We start from the raw sequence: 16,097 nt of genomic DNA, 5'->3' as shown, positions 1-16,097 counted from the left end.
ATATGAGATATTGCTTCATTTTTATAGCATTCGTATCTTTGCTGTGTTCTTGTAAGGGAACGCAGCCTGTGGATGATGCGGATGTGTTGGTAAAAGTGAAGGACCGGACTTTGAGACGTTCGGAGATAAAACAGCAGATCCCGCGCGGATTGTCCTCGGCTGACAGTATGTTGCTTGCCGAAAGTTTGGAAAGGAAGTGGGTGAAAGATGCATTGGTCTACGATGTGGCCTTGCGCAACTTGGAGGGAGAAGATAAGGCGGAAGTGGATAAGCTGGTGGAGGAATATCGTCATTCGCTGATCCGCTATCGGTATCAGGAACAGTTGATAAAAGAAAGGCTTTCTTCCGAGTTTCAGGAAAGCGACATGCTGAGTTATTACGAAGAAAACCAGAAAAAATTTGTCTTGGACAAGGCTTTGGTGAAAGGTCTCTTCCTGAAGATCCCGGTGGATGCCCCCGGCCTCGTTGATGTAAAGGGATGGTATAGATCGACTTCTGAGGCTTCTTTAGAAAAAATTGAGAAGTATAGTGTACAGAATGCCAGTATTTATGACTACTTTTACGACAAATGGGTGGACTTTGACCAGGTGATGGACAATATTCCGGTGCATGTGTCGAATGCGAACGACTTCTTGAGGGCAAACAAGTTTGTCGAAGTTTCGGATAGTACATATTGCTATCTGTTGAATATTAAGGAATATCTGCCTGCGGGAAGTGTGGCGCCATACGACTATGCCAGTGCGCAGATCGTGGAGATGCTGACAAATCGGCGTAAGGTGGAATTTTTGAAGAAATTTGAAGAAGAATTATATAATGATGCAGTCAGGAGCGGTGACGTCAAGTTTTATACGGAACCGTGATTGGTAGCTTATAGAGAAGTACATGATGAAAAAGATTTTGACAGTATTCATTCTTGCCTGTTTATCTTGTGTGGTGTATGCCCAGGATAATGTAATCGATGAAATCGTGTGGGTGGTGGGAGATGATGCAATTTTGCGTTCGGACATCGAAAGCCAGCGTTTATATCTGCAAAACGAGGGACAGCGTTTTGACGGTGACCCTTATTGCGTGCTCCCCGAACAGATGGCAATACAGAAGCTGTTTCTGAACCAAGCGAAGATCGATAGTGTGGAAGTGAGTGAAAACCAGGTGATCCAGGAGACGGATCGTTGGATCAATTTCGCAATCAACCAGATGGGATCTAAGGAAAAGCTGGAGGAATATTTCGGTAAAAAGATTTCCCAACTGAAGGACGAACGTAAGGAAATGATCATGGAGCAACAGACTGTTGAACAGATGAAGCGCCAGCTGATCGGTGAAATCAAGTTGACACCCTCCGAAGTCCGTAAGTATTACAGCCAGTTGTCCAAAGACAGTCTGCCTAATATCCCGACAACTGTCGAGGTGCAGATTATCACGATGGAACCGAAGATCCCGTTTGAAGAGACAGATGCCATCAAGGCTCGTCTTCGCCAGTTTACCGATGATATCAACAGCGGGAAATATGAATTTTCGACATTGGCCCGTCTGTATTCGGAAGACCCGGAATCAGCCAAAAGAGGCGGAGAACTTGGATTTTTGGGTAAGACAAGTTTGTTGCCCGAATTCGCTAACGTCGCTTTCAACTTGAAGGATCCGAAAAAGATTTCCCAGATCGTGCAGACTGAATATGGCTATCATATTATCCAATTGATCGAAAAGCGTGGCGACCGTATCAACTGCCGCCATATCTTGTTGAAGCCGAAAGTTTCGGACAAGGAGTTGAACGAGTGTATGACACGTATGGATTCGTTGTATAACGACTTAACGGCAAAGAAATTTACATTTGAAGAAGCGGCAACTTTTATCTCTGCTGACAAGGATACGAGAAATAACAAAGGTTTGATGGTGAACCAGAACTTTGAAAGTGACAACCACAGCACTCCGAAATTCGAGATGGCCGAACTGCCACAGGAAATCGGTAAGATGGTTTATACGATGCAGGTGGGAGATATCTCCAAACCTTTCACTATGATCAACGATAAGCAGAAAGAAGTTGTTGCTATTGTAAAACTGAAAGCCAGAGTGGACCAGCATAAGGCAAATATATCGGATGACTATCAGGCTTTGAAGTCGATTGTCGAATCTCGGAAACGCGAAGAGCTGCTGCATGACTGGATCATTAAGAAGCAGAAAAGCACATATGTGCGTATCAGCGACGGCTGGCGTAATTGTGATTTCCAGTATCCCGGCTGGATTAAAGAATGAGGACTGTAAATAAATTTATTTTCACAGGTCTGTTTTTTGTGTTGGCGGTCTGTGCCTTTGCACAGGCCCAAGATAGTATTGTGCATGCAGATACTACTGTTATTACCGCACAAGATGTGACAGTCGCCCCGCCGGACAGCTTGAAGGCAGCCGATAGTTTGCAGGTTATGACGGATACTGTCCCGCCCAAAAAGACGAAGGTATACCTGATCCATTCCAATACGCTATCTTTCGATAAGGCTGTAAAGCCGGATGCGCAGATATTGAACGGCGATGTATGTTTCCGGCATGACAGTTCATATATGTATTGCGACAGTGCTTACTTTTTCGAACAGACCAATTCGCTCGAAGCTTTCAGTAATGTCCGGATGGAGCAGGGAGACACCTTGTTCGTCTACGGAGATTATCTTTTTTATGACGGAAACACGCAGGTGGCTTATCTGCGCGAGAATGTCCGGATGGAGAACGGGCAGGTGACGCTCTTTACGGATAGCCTCAATTATGAACGCATTCCGAATATCGGATACTATTTTGAAGGTGGGCTAATTGTAGATTCTCTGAATCAACTATCTTCTTTTTACGGACAATATTCTCCGGAGACGAAGCTGGCGGTGTTCAATGACAGCGTGCAGGTTGAGAACCCTGACTTTACATTGTATTCCGATACTTTGCATTATGACACAGAATCCAAGGTAGCTACCATCCTGGGGCCGTCTGTCATTGTTTCGGACAGTGGCACGATCCATACTTCAAGAGGATGGTATGATACGGTGAACAACACATCCCTTTTGCTTGATCAGTCCCAGGTTGAATCGGGTGAGAAGATCTTGATCGGTGACTCTATCTTTTATAATCGGGATACGGGTATGGGAGAGGTCTATGGGAATATGAGCCTGATTGATACGGCCCAGCATGTGACGCTGCAAGGCGAATATGGTTATTATAATGAACAGACCGGATATGCTTTTGCAACCGACAGTGCCCGCTTCCTTGAGTATTCACAAGGCGATACGTTGTTTTTGCATGCCGATACGTTGCAGATGGTGACGGTCGACTCCGTCTACCGGGAGATCAAGGCCTATTACGGCGTACGTTTCTATCGGATCGATATGCAAGGCGTATGTGACTCCATGCAGTTCAATACGCGCGATTCTGTATTATATATGTATACGGAACCGGTTCTCTGGAATGAACAATATCAACTGTATGGCGATACGATCGCTATTTATATGAATGATAGTACGATCGAATATGCCCATGTGATCCAGTTTGCTTTTGCGGCACAGCATGTCGACTCGAGTTACTATAACCAGTTGAAGGGGAACGACCTGAAAGCCTATTTTGAGGGACAGGAATTGCGTCGTATTGATGTAAACGGAAATGCGGAGTTGAATTATTATCCTTTGGAAAAGGATGGTTCTAAGGTTGGCATGAATAATGCAAAAGGTTCTCATCTTTCAATGTGGATAAGGAATAATAAACTGGAGAGAATGGGACTTTATGTCAATGCTTCCGGGACCTTGACTCCTATTCCGGATCTGAAACCCGATCAAAAGATGTTGAAAGATTTTTATTGGTTCGACTATCTGCGTCCGAAGAATAGGGATGACATTTACGAGGTGGTGAAAAGAAAAGCGACGGAATCACCCAAGAGAAGCAATAAATTTGTACATTAGCAAAGAATTTTTCAAATAATAAAAGACTATGGCATTATTCTCATTTTATAATGTGCGGAAGCCTCGGCAGTTCGATCATAAGCCAATCTATTGGGATCCTCATAAGGAGGCGATGGAAGATCGCATCCGCAAAGTGAAGCGTGAGATTGGCATGGAAGAAGAATTGTCGATTGATGATTATAAAGCCGAAATCAAAGGTAGCTTTGTCGAAGGCACTTCTCATCTGAAAAAGAGCCGTGATAACGGGCATGATTCCCGGAGTCGGACATATAAGAACATGAAGTTGTTATTGGCCGCTGCTATTTTGGGTGGTATATTTTGGTACTTGTTTATGTAATGAGTGATATAATTCATTTACTTCCTGACAGTATTGCCAATCAGATAGCGGCGGGCGAGGTTATCCAGCGTCCTGCCTCTGTCGTAAAGGAGTTGGTAGAAAATGCGGTGGATGCCGGCGCCGGACACATTCAGGTGAATATAAAGGACGCCGGTCGTACATTGGTCCAAGTGATCGATGATGGAAAAGGTATGTCTGAGACTGACGCCCGCATGGCTTTTGAACGGCATGCAACTTCGAAAATTTCTACTGCAGACGATCTTTTTTCTCTTCATACGATGGGATTTCGTGGCGAGGCGCTTGCTTCGATAGTGGCGGTTTCACAAGTAGAGCTTCGTACTCGCCTGAAAGGAGCCGAACTGGGGACGCATCTTGTATTTTCGGGTTCAGAATTAGAGAGTGTCGAACCGGATGCCTGTACCGAGGGGAGTATTTTTTCAGTGAAGAACCTCTTCTTTAATGTTCCGGCACGTCGAAAGTTTCTGAAATCGAATGAGACGGAGTTCCGGAATATCATCAATGAGTTCGAACGGATTGCCTTGGTCAATTCGCAGGTTGCTTTGTCTCTTTACCATAACGATACGGAGATATTCAACCTGCCTGAGTCCGGTTTGAGGCAACGTATTGTTAATGTATATGGAAAAACGCTGAACCAGAAGCTCCTTTCTGTGGATGCGCAAAGTTCGTTAGTGACGATCTCCGGCTTTGTGGGACGGCCTGATTCGGCAAAGAAGAGGGGGGCTTTGCAGTATTTCTTTGTAAACGGACGTTTTATGAAGCATCCGTATTTTCACAAAGCGGTCATGCAGGCTTACGAACAACTGATCCCGGCAGGTGAGCAGCCGAACTACTTTATCTACTTTACGCTTGATCCGGCAACGATAGATGTCAATATCCATCCGACCAAGACGGAGATCAAGTTTGAAAACGAACAGCCGATCTGGCAAATCCTGATGGCCGCGACTCGTGAAGCGCTGGCCAAGTCCAGTGCGATCCCGACTATTGATTTCGATGTGGAAGACGCCATCGATATTCCTGTGTATAATCCCGTGAAGGAAGCGGCACCTTATAAAGCTCCCCGTGTGCAGGTGAATTCCGGGTATAATCCTTTTGAAACCTCTTCCTATAAGAAACCGGAATTCGACTGGTCCAAGCTTTATAATGATTTCGAGGGTGACCGGAACGCTATACGACAGGGGGCGGAATTAACCGGATCTTTTTTGGCTCCGGATATTTCTGAGCCAACTATTGAGGCTGACGAAGTGGCTGTTCAGGACACTTCGGGCAGTTTGTTCAACGATGTGTCCAACCCTTGTTATCAGTATAAAGGAAAATATATCATAACTTCTTTGAAGTCAGGTTTGGCTTTGATCGATCAACACCGTGCCCATGTCCGTATCCTGTTCGACCAGTACATTACAAACATCAGGCAGCAGCGAGGTGCTTCCCAGCAAGTCCTTTTCCCTGAGATTGTCGAGTTTACCGCTAGCGAAGCTACGGTCTTGCCGACCTTGCTCGAAGATATGCGTTTTATCGGTTTTGATCTGACGAACCTGGGAAATAACAGCTACGCTATCAATGGACTTCCTGCCGGTGTGGAGAATCTTGATCCGGTATCTTTGATTCGGAATATGGTGGATCGTGTGATCGATACCGGTTGCGAAGTACATGAGGAGATCTGTGACTCGTTGGCACTTTCTCTGGCAAAAGCGGCTGCTATCCGTCCGGGAAAGATCCTGTCTGGTGAAGAGATGGACAACTTGCTCGCTTCTCTTTTCTCCTGCCAGGAGTCGAATCTTACTCCTGATGGAAAAACCATTATTTCGAAGTTGACGGACGAGGAATTGGAGAAACGTTTCAAATAATCGACTGAAGGGGGATCGATATTCTTCTAACAGTCGTTCGTTTTTGATCCGATAAGCATCAAATGTGAATCCAGTGGGCATCGATTCTTTATCCGATACCTACTGGATTTCGTGTAAAAGAGGTCGGTTGTTCTGGGTTAACGGAGTTTGTAAGAGAAATAATAGTTAATTATTTATAAATGAATAAAAGCGGCCTCTTGTGAAACGGGAACAAATGCGTACCTTTGCAGCGTTTTAGCGCGAAGTGTGCGAAAAAGAAGGCGCAACTTATTGATAGTCCGAAAAGAATGTGTACCTTTGCAGCTCAAAATTGAAGAAATAGATAATTATAATAATAACACATTCAAAGTTTAAAAAAGAAAAGAAATGCCTACAATTCAGCAATTAGTTAGAAAAGGAAGGGAAACTTTGGTGGAAAAGGGTAAATCACCCGCATTGGATTCATGTCCGCAGAGACGTGGTGTTTGCGTTCGTGTTTATACTACAACTCCGAAGAAGCCTAACTCTGCAATGCGTAAAGTAGCGAGAGTTCGTTTGACAAATGGAAAAGAAGTAAACTCTTACATTCCGGGAGAAGGACACAATCTGCAGGAACACTCAATCGTGTTGGTTCGTGGTGGTCGTGTTAAGGACCTTCCTGGTGTACGTTATCACATTGTACGTGGAACCTTGGATACTGCAGGCGTAAACGGACGTACTCAGAGACGTTCCAAATACGGCGCTAAACGTCCGAAACCGGGGCAGGCAGCAGCTGCAGCTAAAGGAAAGAAGAAGTAATTAGTTACATCCCTTCAAACTGAGAATTTAAATTTAAGTATTAAAGCTGGTTTGAGTTATTTGGATAGGCTATAGGTTGAGTAAATGGTTCAGCGGAACCGTTGAAGACGTATTAAAGGCAACCAAGAACAAGAACGAAATTTTTGAAAACAAAATGAGAAAAGCAAAACCAAAGAAAAGACAGATCCTCCCGGATCCTGTTTTCGGTGATGTTAAGGTTACGAGATTCGTTAACCATTTGATGTATGATGGCAAGAAGAATACTGCCTTCGAAATTTTCTATTCCGCTTTGGAAACAGTTAAGGCCAAAATGCCTAACGAAGAAAAGTCCGCTCTCGAAATTTGGAAAGCTGCACTCGACAACATTACTCCTCAAGTCGAAGTGAAATCTCGCCGTGTTGGTGGTGCTACTTTCCAAGTACCTACTGAAATTCGCCCCGATCGTAAAGAATCGATTTCAATGAAGAACCTCATCATCTTCGCACGTAAACGTGGTGGTAAGACTATGGCTGATAAGCTGTCTGCAGAGATTGTAGATGCTTTCAATAACCAGGGCGGAGCATTCAAGAGAAAAGAAGATATGCACCGTATGGCCGAAGCTAACCGTGCATTCGCTCACTTCAGATTTTAATTATAAAGGCTAAGAAAGAATATGGCAAACGATAAACAATTAATGTTTACAAGAAACATCGGTATCATGGCTCACATCGATGCTGGTAAAACAACTACTTCTGAACGTATCTTGTTTTACACCGGTCTGACCCATAAGATCGGTGAAACGCATGATGGTACTGCTACGATGGACTGGATGGCCCAGGAGCAGGAACGCGGTATTACAATCACATCTGCTGCAACAACTACTTTCTGGAACTATTTGGGTAACAAATATAAGATCAACTTGATTGATACTCCGGGACACGTGGACTTTACAGTAGAAGTTGAGCGTTCTCTTCGTGTACTGGATGGTGCTGTTGCTACTTTCTGTGCTGTAGGTGGTGTGGAGCCGCAGTCTGAAACTGTATGGCGTCAGGCTGATAAATATAATGTACCTCGTATCGGTTATGTAAACAAGATGGACCGTTCAGGTGCAAACTACTATGAAGTAGTTCGCCAGGTTAAGGAAGTATTGGGCGCTCATCCGTGTCCTATCCAGATTCCTATCGGTGCTGAAGAAACATTCAAAGGTATCGTCGACCTGATCAAGATGAAGGCCATCTATTGGCATGACGAATCGATGGGAGCCGACTATAGCATAGAAGAAATCCCGGCAGATCTTCAGGCTGAAGCTGAAGAATGGCGTGACAAGATGCTTGAAGCTTTGGCAGAATGTGACGACGCGATCATGGAAAAATACTTCGATGATCCTTCGACTATCACAGAAGAAGAGATTCACACGGCTATCCGTAAGGGAACATTAGCTATGCAGATCAACCCGATGACTTGCGGATCTTCATTCAAGAACAAAGGTGTTCAGACGTTATTGGATGCAGTTTGTGCTTATTTGCCGTCTCCTGAAGATACGGAAGCTATTGAAGGTACGGATCCGAGTGATCCTGAAAAAGTCGTTGTCCGCAAGCCGTTGTTTGAGGAACCGATGGCTGCTTTGGCATTCAAGATCGCTACCGACCCATATGTAGGCCGCCTTTGTTTCTTCCGTGTTTATTCAGGTTCGATCAACGCCGGTTCTTATGTCTTGAATACGCGTTCTGGCAAAAAAGAACGTATCTCTCGTTTGTTCCAGATGCACTCTAACAAGCAAAATCCGATGGAAACGATCGGTTGCGGTGATATTGGTGCAGGTGTAGGTTTCAAGGATATCCGTACTGGGGATACGCTGTGTGACGAAAACGCTCCGATCACATTGGAATCTATGGACTTCCCTGATCCGGTTATCGGTATCGCTGTGGAACCGAAGACACAGAAGGATTTGGATAAACTGGGCATGGGCTTGGCTAAGTTGGCCGAAGAAGACCCGACGTTCACGGTTCAGACTAACGAAGAAACAGGACAGACTGTCATCAGCGGTATGGGTGAGCTTCACTTGGATATTATTATTGACCGTCTGAGACGCGAATTCAAAGTCGAATGTAATCAGGGTAAGCCTCAGGTAACTTACAAAGAAGCTATCACCAAATCTGTCGAACTTCGTGAAGTTTACAAGAAGCAGTCTGGTGGTCGTGGTAAGTTTGCCGATATCATTGTCCGTATCGAACCGGCAGATGAAGGCTTTGAAGGAAGTTTGCAGTTCATCGATGAAGTGAAGGGTGGTAACGTTCCCAAGGAATTTATCCCGTCAGTTCAGAAAGGTTTCGAGAAGGCTATGAAGAACGGTGTATTGGCAGGTTATCCGTTGGATCAACTGAAAGTTACTTTGATCGATGGTTCTTTCCACCCGGTTGACTCTGACCAGTTGTCTTTCGAAATCGCAGCTATCCAGGCATTCAAGAACGCTTCTGAAAAGGCAGGTCCTGCTTTGATGGAACCGATCATGCAGATGGAAGTGGTTACTCCGGAAGAAAGTATGGGTGATGTAATCGGCGACTTGAACAAGCGTCGTGGACAAGTTGAAGGTATGGAAACAAGTCGTACAGGTGCTCGTATTGTAAAAGCAAAAGTTCCTTTGGCTGAAACATTCGGCTATGTAACAGCTTTGCGTACTATCACTTCAGGTCGTGCAACTTCTTCAATGCAGTTCTCGCACTATGCTCAAGTATCTTCTTCTATCGCTAAGCAGGTATTGACAGAAGTACAGGGTCGTGCTGATTTGATCAAATAATTTAGAAACATATATATAGATATGAGCCAAAAGATCAGAATTAAATTAAAGTCTTACGATTATTCTCTGGTAGACAAGTCTGCCGAGAAGATCGTGAAGACGGTTAAGGCTACCGGTGCAGTTGTTAGCGGCCCGATACCTCTGCCTACGCACAAGCGTATCTTTACTGTGAACCGCTCGACTTTCGTTAACAAAAAGTCTCGTGAGCAGTTCGAACTCTCTTCTTACAAGAGACTAATCGACATCTACAGCTCAACTGCAAAAACGGTTGATGCATTGATGAAACTGGAATTGCCCAGTGGTGTTGAAGTAGAAATTAAAGTGTAAGTTTATTAACAAATTAGTGAAATGCCAGGATTATTAGGAAAAAAAATCGGAATGACATCCGTTTTCAGTGCCGAGGGAAAAAATCTTCCATGCACTGTTATCGAAGTGGGTCCTTGTGTAGTTACACAGATTAAGACTTTGGAAAAAGATGGCTATGAAGCTGTACAGTTAGGTTTCGAAGAGAAAAAAGAGAAACACACAACACAGCCAGAAATGGGCCACTTCAAAAAGGCAGGTGTAACTCCCAAGAGATACTTGGCCGAGTTCAAAAATTTTGAAACCGAATATAAGCTCGGTGATGTAATCACCGTAGATTATTTGGAAGATGCAGGTTTCGTTGATGTAGTAGGTACATCAAAAGGTAAAGGTTTCCAGGGTGTAGTAAAACGTCATGGTTTCGGTGGTGTAGGTCAGACTACTCATGGTCAGCATAACCGTTTGCGCGCTCCCGGTGGTATCGGTGCCTGTTCTTATCCTGCAAAGGTATTCAAAGGTATGCGTATGGCCGGCCAAATGGGTAATGAACGTGTAACTGTTCAGAACCTGCAAGTGATCAAGGTGATGCCGGAACACAATCTTTTATTAGTAAAAGGATCTGTTCCAGGAGCAAAAGGTTCAATCTTATTAATTGAAAAGTAATGGAACTGAGCGTATTAAATATTAAAGGTGAAGATACCGGAAGAAAGGTAACATTGAACGATGCTATCTTTGGCATTGAACCCAATGATCATGCTATTTACTTGGATGTAAAACAGTATTTGGCTAATCAGCGTCAGGGAACTCATAAATCAAAGGAAAGAAGTGAAGTTTCTGGTAGTACTCGTAAATTGATCCGCCAGAAAGGTGGTGGTGGTGCTCGTCGTGGCGACATCAACTCTCCGGTATTGGTAGGTGGTGGCCGTGTATTCGGTCCGAAACCGAGAGATTATGAGTTTAAATTGAACAAGAAAGTTAAAGGTTTGGCCCGTAAGTCTGCCTTGACTTATAAGGCAAAGAATAACGCAATTGTAGTAGTAGAAGATTTCACTTTGGAAGCTCCTAAGACTAAAGAATTCGTAACAATTGCTAAGAATCTGAAAGTGGCTGATGGAAAGTTACTTTTGGTTTTATCTGAGAAAAATAATTTCGTATATTTGTCGGCCAGAAATTTAGAGAAGGCAAATGTTATAACAGCTTCAGAGTTAAATACATATAGCGTGTTAAATGCTGTTAATTTGGTGTTGACAGAAAGTTCTGTAGCTGTTATTGAAAAACTGTTTAACGCATAAGGAGTAGAAAAATGGGAATTATTATTAAACCTATAGTAACTGAGAAGCAAACAGCGATTACAGAAAAAATGGATAATCGCTATGGTTTTCGTGTTTCTCCTGATGCCAACAAGTTAGAGATTAAAAAAGCCATTGAAGACATGTATAATGTTACAGTAGTTGATGTTAACACCATCAACTACTCAGGCAAGAAGAAAAGCCGCTATACCAAATCAGGTATTATCAATGGCAAACAATCAGCTTTTAAGAAGGCTATCGTAACGTTGAAAGAAGGAGAAACAATTGATTTCTTTAGTAATATCTAAAAAAAGAAATGGGAATACGTAAATTAAAGCCCACAACACCGGGGCAGAGACACAAAGTTATTGGTGCATTTGATAAAATCACTGCAAGTACACCAGAAAAGTCTCTTGTAGTAGGTAAGAAGAGTACAGGTGGTCGTAATAACACTGGTAAGATGACAATGCGTTATCTTGGTGGCGGTCACAAACAGAAGTACAGATTTATCGATTTCAAGAGAAACAAAGATGGCATTCCTGCAACAGTCAAGTCTATCGAGTATGATCCTAACCGTACATCTCGTATCGCACTGTTGTATTACGCAGACGGGGCAAAGAGCTATATCATCGCTCCGAACGGATTGGAAGTTGGCCAAACAGTGGTTTCAGGTAGCGAAGCCGCTCCTGAGGTTGGTAATACTTTGCCGATGGCAAATATTCCCGTTGGTACTATTATTCACAACATTGAGCTTCGTCCGGGACAGGGTGCTAAGTTAGTACGTTCTGCCGGTGCTTTTGCTCAGTTGACTTCGAAAGAAGGCGATTATGCAATTATTAAGATGCCTTCTGGCGAAACCAGAAAGATTCTTGCTGCTTGTAAGGCTACAGTTGGTAGTGTAGGTAATTCAGACCATGGTCTTGAAAAATCAGGTAAAGCCGGTCGTTCTAGATGGTTAGGTCGTCGTCCTCACAACCGTGGTGTTGTAATGAACCCGGTTGATCACCCGATGGGTGGTGGTGAAGGTCGTGCTTCCGGAGGTCATCCTAGATCTCGTAATGGCTTATATGCTAAGGGCTTGAAGACAAGAGCTCCGAAGAAGCATTCTTCAAAATATATTATTGAAAGAAGAAAGAAATAATCTGATTAATTAAGTAAACTATGAGTCGTTCGCTAAAAAAAGGCCCGTATATTAATGTAAAGCTTGAAAAGAAAGTCTTGGCAATGAATGAGTCAGGAAAGAAGGCGGTCGTTAAGACATGGGCAAGAGCTTCAATGATTTCGCCTGACTTTGTAGGTCATACTATTGCAGTTCACAATGGAAATAAATTTATTCCTGTTTTTGTAACCGAGAACATGGTAGGTCATAAACTGGGAGAGTTTTCTCCTACTCGTACGTTCCGTGGTCACGCCGGTAACAAGAAAAAATAATCGGTAGTAACAGGGATTCAGGAATCTGAAAATAAAAAGAATCAATAAAATGGGTGCTAGAAAAAGAATATCAGCTGAAGCAAGAAAAGAAGCTCAGAAGACCATGTACTTCGCAAAGTTGCGGAATGTGCCGACTTCTCCCCGCAAGATGCGTCTCGTTGTAGACATGATCCGTGGAATGGAAGTATTCCGTGCACTTGGTGTTTTGAAGTTTTCTAACAAGGAAGCTGCAGCAAGAGTAGAAAAATTGCTTCGTTCAGCTATTGCCAATTGGGAACAGAAAAATGAACGTAAAGCAGAAGCTGGAGAGTTGTGCGTATCTTCAATCAGCGTAGATTGCGCTACTACATTGAAGAGAATGCGTCCGGCTCCTCAGGGAAGAGGATACAGAATTCGTAAACGTTCGAACCATGTAACTCTGTTTGTTGATACACTTAGTAAAAACGATAGTCAAAATTAATTTGTAGATGGGACAAAAAGTTAATCCGGTTAGTAATCGTTTGGGAATCATCCGCGGTTGGGATTCCAATTGGTATGGCGGCAAAAAATACGGAGACACTTTGCTGGAAGATAGCAAAATCCGTAAATATCTGAATGCTCGTCTTGCTAAGGCTAGTGTATCTCGCGTCGTTATTGAACGTACGCTGAAGTTGATTACAATCACAGTTTGCACATCACGTCCAGGTATCATCATCGGTAAAGGTGGTCAGGAAGTTGATAAGTTGAAAGAAGAGTTGAAGAAGATTACCGACAAAGAAGTTCAGATCAACATCTTTGAGGTAAAAAGACCCGAATTGGACGCTGTTATCGTTGCAAACAATATTGCTCGTCAGCTTGAAGGAAAAATTGCTTACCGTCGTGCTATCAAGATGGCTATCGCTTCTACCATGAGAATGGGGGCCGAAGGTATTAAAGTGCAAGTCTCTGGTCGTTTGAACGGTGCTGAAATGGCTCGTTCAGAAATGTATAAAGAAGGAAGAACTCCGTTACACACATTCAGAGCAGATATTGATTATGCTTTGGCTGAAGCGTTGACGAAGGTTGGTTTGATCGGTGTTAAGGTTTGGATCTGCCGTGGTGAAGTTTATGGTAAGAGAGATCTTGCTCCTTCATTCGCTGCATCAAAAGATTCAGGTCGCAGAAATGAAAATGCCGGCGGCAGCAGAGATAAGAACTTCAAGAGAAAGAAAGCTAATCGTTAAACGTTAGAATTTAAGAAGAGATGTTACAACCAAAGAAAACCAAGTTCAGAAGACAGCAGAAAGGTCGCATGAAGGGCGAAGCTCAGCGTGGCAACCAGCTGGCATTCGGTTCGTTTGGTATAAAAGCGTTAGAAAATAAATGGATTACCGGTCGTCAGATCGAAGCTGCTCGTATCGCGGTAACTCGTTATATGCAACGTCAAGGTCAGGTGTGGGTTCGTATTTTCCCGGACAAACCAATCACAAAGAAGCCTGCTGAAGTACGTATGGGTAAAGGTAAAGGTAATCCTGAAGGATTTGTTGCGCCTGTTACTCCAGGTCGTTTGATTTTCGAAATCGAAGGGGTTCCTTTTGATATTGCTAAGGAAGCTTTGCGCTTGGCTGCACAAAAGCTTCCGGTAACAACAAAGTTTGTTGTGAGACGTGATTATGATATGGCTAATCAAAATGCGTAATTTGTTATGAAGATTGCAGAAATTAGAGAATTGAGCACGAAGGAGTTAGTAGAAAGAATTGATGCTGAAGTGGCTGCTTACGATCAGAAAGTGATCAACCACAGCATTTCTCCGAGTGAAAACCCTGCTCAGATTAAACAACAACGCAGGATGATTGCGCGCATGAAAACAGAATTGCGCCAGAGAGAACTTAACAACAAAAATTGAGCCTGATGGAAACTAGAAATTTAAGAAAAGAAAGAACGGGCGTGGTTACCAGCAACAAGATGGATAAGAGCATCACGGTTGCTATTAAATGGAAGGAAAAGCACCCCATTTATGGAAAGTTCGTTAATAAGACGAAGAAATATCATGCTCATGACGAAAAGAATGAATGCGGTATCGGCGATACTGTAAAAATTATGGAAACTCGTCCTTTGAGCAAAACAAAAAGATGGAGATTAGTTCAAATAATCGAAAGGGCTAAGTAACATGATACAACAAGAATCAAGACTAGTAGTAGCAGATAACAGTGGTGCAAAAGAAGCGTTGTGTATTCGTGTTTTGGGCGGTACAAGAAAACGTTACGCCACTGTCGGGGATGTAATTGTAGTAGCAATCAAGAGTGTAATCCCGTCGAGTGATGTGAAGAAGGGTGCTGTTTCTAAGGCTATCATTGTTCGCACTAAAAAAGAGATTCGCCGCCCGGATGGTTCATACATCCGTTTTGATGATAACGCTTGCGTATTGTTGAATGCCGGTGGTGATATTCGTGGAAGCCGTATCTTTGGTCCGGTTGCCAGAGAACTTCGTGCAACAAACATGAAAATTGTTTCACTTGCACCAGAAGTGCTTTAATTTTGTAAAACTTAAAGTAATGAGCAAATTACATATCAAAAAAGGCGATATAGTTTTTGTTAATGCCGGCGAAGACAAAGGTAAGACAGGTCGTGTTTTAGAAGTTCTTGTAAAAGACAACCGTGCCATTGTAGAAGGTATTAATATGGTATCAAAGCATACCAAGCCTAATGCAAAGAATCCTCAAGGAGGTATTGAAAAGAAGGAAGCTCCTATTCATATTTCTAACCTGAACGTTGTTGATCCGAAATCCGGTAAGCCGACACGTATCGGTCGTAAATTAGACGAAAAAGGTGCTTTAGTGCGTTATTCTAAAAAATCAGGGGAGGAAATTAAGTAATGAGCAATACTGCCAGTCTTAAGAAAGAATATCAGGACAGAATTGTTCCTGCTTTGACGAAAGAGTTCGGTTATAAAACCGTAATGCAGGTTCCCGTACTGAAGAAGATTGTTATCAATCAAGGTTTGGGTATGGCTGCTGCAGATAAGAAGATTATCGATATTGCCATCAGCGAATTGTCTGCAATTACAGGTCAGAAGGCTGTTGCGACGGTTTCAAAGAAGGATATCTCTAACTTCAAGTTGCGTAAGAAAATGCCAATTGGTGTAATGGTAACATTACGCCGTGAACAGATGTATGAATTTCTGGAAAGACTTGTTCGCGTAGCTCTTCCTCGTATTCGTGACTTTAAGGGGATCGAAAGTAAGTTGGACGGAAGAGGTAATTATACCCTCGGAATTCAGGAACAAATCATTTTCCCTGAAATAAATATCGATAATATTACCAAAATATTGGGAATGAATATTACCTTTGTGACCTCTGCGAAAACAGACGAAGAAGGGTATGCTCTCTTGAGAGAATTTGGATTGCCTTTTAAAAATGCAAAAAAAGACTAAGTAGT

22 protein-coding genes are annotated in these 16,097 nt (G+C 43.1%); all 22 read left to right on the top strand.

All coding sequences use genetic code 11. From position 1 onward, the window contains the following. Positions 1-2 precede the first annotated feature (2 nt). Entirely contained in the window at positions 3-860 is an 858-nt protein-coding gene (locus NQ542_RS11435; protein WP_005645741.1) for a hypothetical protein, read from the top strand. A gap of 22 nt (positions 861-882) precedes the next feature. Further along, positions 883-2,247 carry a peptidylprolyl isomerase gene (locus tag NQ542_RS11430; RefSeq protein WP_005634711.1) on the top strand — a complete coding sequence of 455 codons (1,365 nt, stop codon included), beginning with the start codon at positions 883-885 and terminating at the stop codon, positions 2,245-2,247. Continuing rightward, positions 2,244-3,923 (top strand): OstA-like protein, encoded by a 1,680-nt coding sequence (locus tag NQ542_RS11425; RefSeq protein ID WP_005634713.1) that lies wholly within the window; start codon positions 2,244-2,246, stop codon positions 3,921-3,923. The genes NQ542_RS11430 and NQ542_RS11425 overlap by 4 nt, the downstream gene beginning before the upstream one ends. 28 nt (positions 3,924-3,951) lie before the next feature. Further along, positions 3,952-4,260: a hypothetical protein gene (locus NQ542_RS11420; RefSeq protein WP_005634715.1), complete on the top strand. Its 309-nt coding sequence runs from the start codon at positions 3,952-3,954 to the stop codon at positions 4,258-4,260. Beyond that, the gene (mutL, locus tag NQ542_RS11415) at positions 4,260-6,125 is read left to right on the top strand and encodes a DNA mismatch repair endonuclease MutL (protein WP_005634717.1); all 1,866 of its coding nucleotides are present in this window, start codon (positions 4,260-4,262) and stop codon (positions 6,123-6,125) included. Before NQ542_RS11420 ends, mutL begins: the two co-directional genes overlap by 1 nt. Before the next feature lie 366 nt (positions 6,126-6,491). Further along, positions 6,492-6,902: a 30S ribosomal protein S12 gene (rpsL, locus tag NQ542_RS11410; protein ID WP_005634721.1), complete on the top strand. Its 411-nt coding sequence runs from the start codon at positions 6,492-6,494 to the stop codon at positions 6,900-6,902. A gap of 154 nt (positions 6,903-7,056) precedes the next feature. Further along, positions 7,057-7,533, top strand: a complete 477-nt coding sequence (gene rpsG, locus NQ542_RS11405; protein ID WP_005645752.1) for a 30S ribosomal protein S7 — start codon at positions 7,057-7,059, stop codon at positions 7,531-7,533. Between the two features lie 21 nt (positions 7,534-7,554). Further along, positions 7,555-9,678: an elongation factor G gene (gene fusA, locus NQ542_RS11400; protein WP_005634724.1), complete on the top strand. Its 2,124-nt coding sequence runs from the start codon at positions 7,555-7,557 to the stop codon at positions 9,676-9,678. 21 nt (positions 9,679-9,699) lie between these two features. Beyond that, complete coding sequence (gene rpsJ, locus NQ542_RS11395; protein WP_005634728.1) at positions 9,700-10,005, top strand: 30S ribosomal protein S10; 306 nt, start codon at positions 9,700-9,702, stop codon at positions 10,003-10,005. A gap of 21 nt (positions 10,006-10,026) precedes the next feature. Beyond that, positions 10,027-10,644 (top strand): 50S ribosomal protein L3, encoded by a 618-nt coding sequence (rplC, locus tag NQ542_RS11390; RefSeq protein WP_005634730.1) that lies wholly within the window; start codon positions 10,027-10,029, stop codon positions 10,642-10,644. Next, the gene (rplD, locus tag NQ542_RS11385; protein ID WP_005634732.1) at positions 10,644-11,273 is read left to right on the top strand and encodes a 50S ribosomal protein L4; all 630 of its coding nucleotides are present in this window, start codon (positions 10,644-10,646) and stop codon (positions 11,271-11,273) included. The genes rplC and rplD overlap by 1 nt, the downstream gene beginning before the upstream one ends. A gap of 11 nt (positions 11,274-11,284) precedes the next feature. Beyond that, complete coding sequence (rplW, locus tag NQ542_RS11380; RefSeq protein ID WP_005634733.1) at positions 11,285-11,578, top strand: 50S ribosomal protein L23; 294 nt, start codon at positions 11,285-11,287, stop codon at positions 11,576-11,578. Positions 11,579-11,586: 8 nt separating this feature from the next. Then, complete coding sequence (gene rplB, locus NQ542_RS11375; protein WP_005634735.1) at positions 11,587-12,411, top strand: 50S ribosomal protein L2; 825 nt, start codon at positions 11,587-11,589, stop codon at positions 12,409-12,411. A 20-nt stretch (positions 12,412-12,431) separates the two neighbouring features. Continuing rightward, positions 12,432-12,701 (top strand): 30S ribosomal protein S19, encoded by a 270-nt coding sequence (gene rpsS, locus NQ542_RS11370; RefSeq protein ID WP_005634738.1) that lies wholly within the window; start codon positions 12,432-12,434, stop codon positions 12,699-12,701. A 49-nt stretch (positions 12,702-12,750) separates the two neighbouring features. After that, a complete protein-coding gene (gene rplV, locus NQ542_RS11365) occupies positions 12,751-13,161 on the top strand; it encodes a 50S ribosomal protein L22 (protein WP_005634739.1) in 411 nt (136 codons plus the stop codon). A 7-nt stretch (positions 13,162-13,168) separates the two neighbouring features. Beyond that, complete coding sequence (rpsC, locus tag NQ542_RS11360) at positions 13,169-13,903, top strand: 30S ribosomal protein S3 (protein WP_005634741.1); 735 nt, start codon at positions 13,169-13,171, stop codon at positions 13,901-13,903. Positions 13,904-13,923: 20 nt separating this feature from the next. Beyond that, positions 13,924-14,358, top strand: coding sequence for a 50S ribosomal protein L16 (gene rplP / locus NQ542_RS11355; RefSeq protein WP_005634742.1), 435 nt, complete (start codon positions 13,924-13,926; stop codon positions 14,356-14,358). A 6-nt stretch (positions 14,359-14,364) separates the two neighbouring features. Next, positions 14,365-14,565, top strand: a complete 201-nt coding sequence (rpmC, locus tag NQ542_RS11350) for a 50S ribosomal protein L29 (RefSeq protein ID WP_005634744.1) — start codon at positions 14,365-14,367, stop codon at positions 14,563-14,565. A 5-nt stretch (positions 14,566-14,570) separates the two neighbouring features. After that, a complete protein-coding gene (gene rpsQ / locus NQ542_RS11345) occupies positions 14,571-14,828 on the top strand; it encodes a 30S ribosomal protein S17 (protein ID WP_005634746.1) in 258 nt (85 codons plus the stop codon). A gap of 1 nt (position 14,829) precedes the next feature. After that, entirely contained in the window at positions 14,830-15,195 is a 366-nt protein-coding gene (gene rplN, locus NQ542_RS11340) for a 50S ribosomal protein L14 (protein WP_005634749.1), read from the top strand. Positions 15,196-15,214: 19 nt separating this feature from the next. Further along, on the top strand, positions 15,215-15,535 hold the full coding sequence (rplX, locus tag NQ542_RS11335) for a 50S ribosomal protein L24 (protein WP_005634752.1): 321 nt from the start codon (positions 15,215-15,217) through the stop codon (positions 15,533-15,535). Then, the gene (gene rplE, locus NQ542_RS11330; RefSeq protein ID WP_005634754.1) at positions 15,535-16,092 is read left to right on the top strand and encodes a 50S ribosomal protein L5; all 558 of its coding nucleotides are present in this window, start codon (positions 15,535-15,537) and stop codon (positions 16,090-16,092) included. Before rplX ends, rplE begins: the two co-directional genes overlap by 1 nt. Positions 16,093-16,097: the final 5 nt, after the last annotated feature.

The organism is Parabacteroides merdae ATCC 43184 (genome assembly GCF_025151215.1).
Lineage (GTDB): Bacteria > Bacteroidota > Bacteroidia > Bacteroidales > Tannerellaceae > Parabacteroides > Parabacteroides merdae.
Note: the sequence above shows the minus strand (reverse complement) of the source record. Positions and strands in the feature narration are given on the sequence as shown.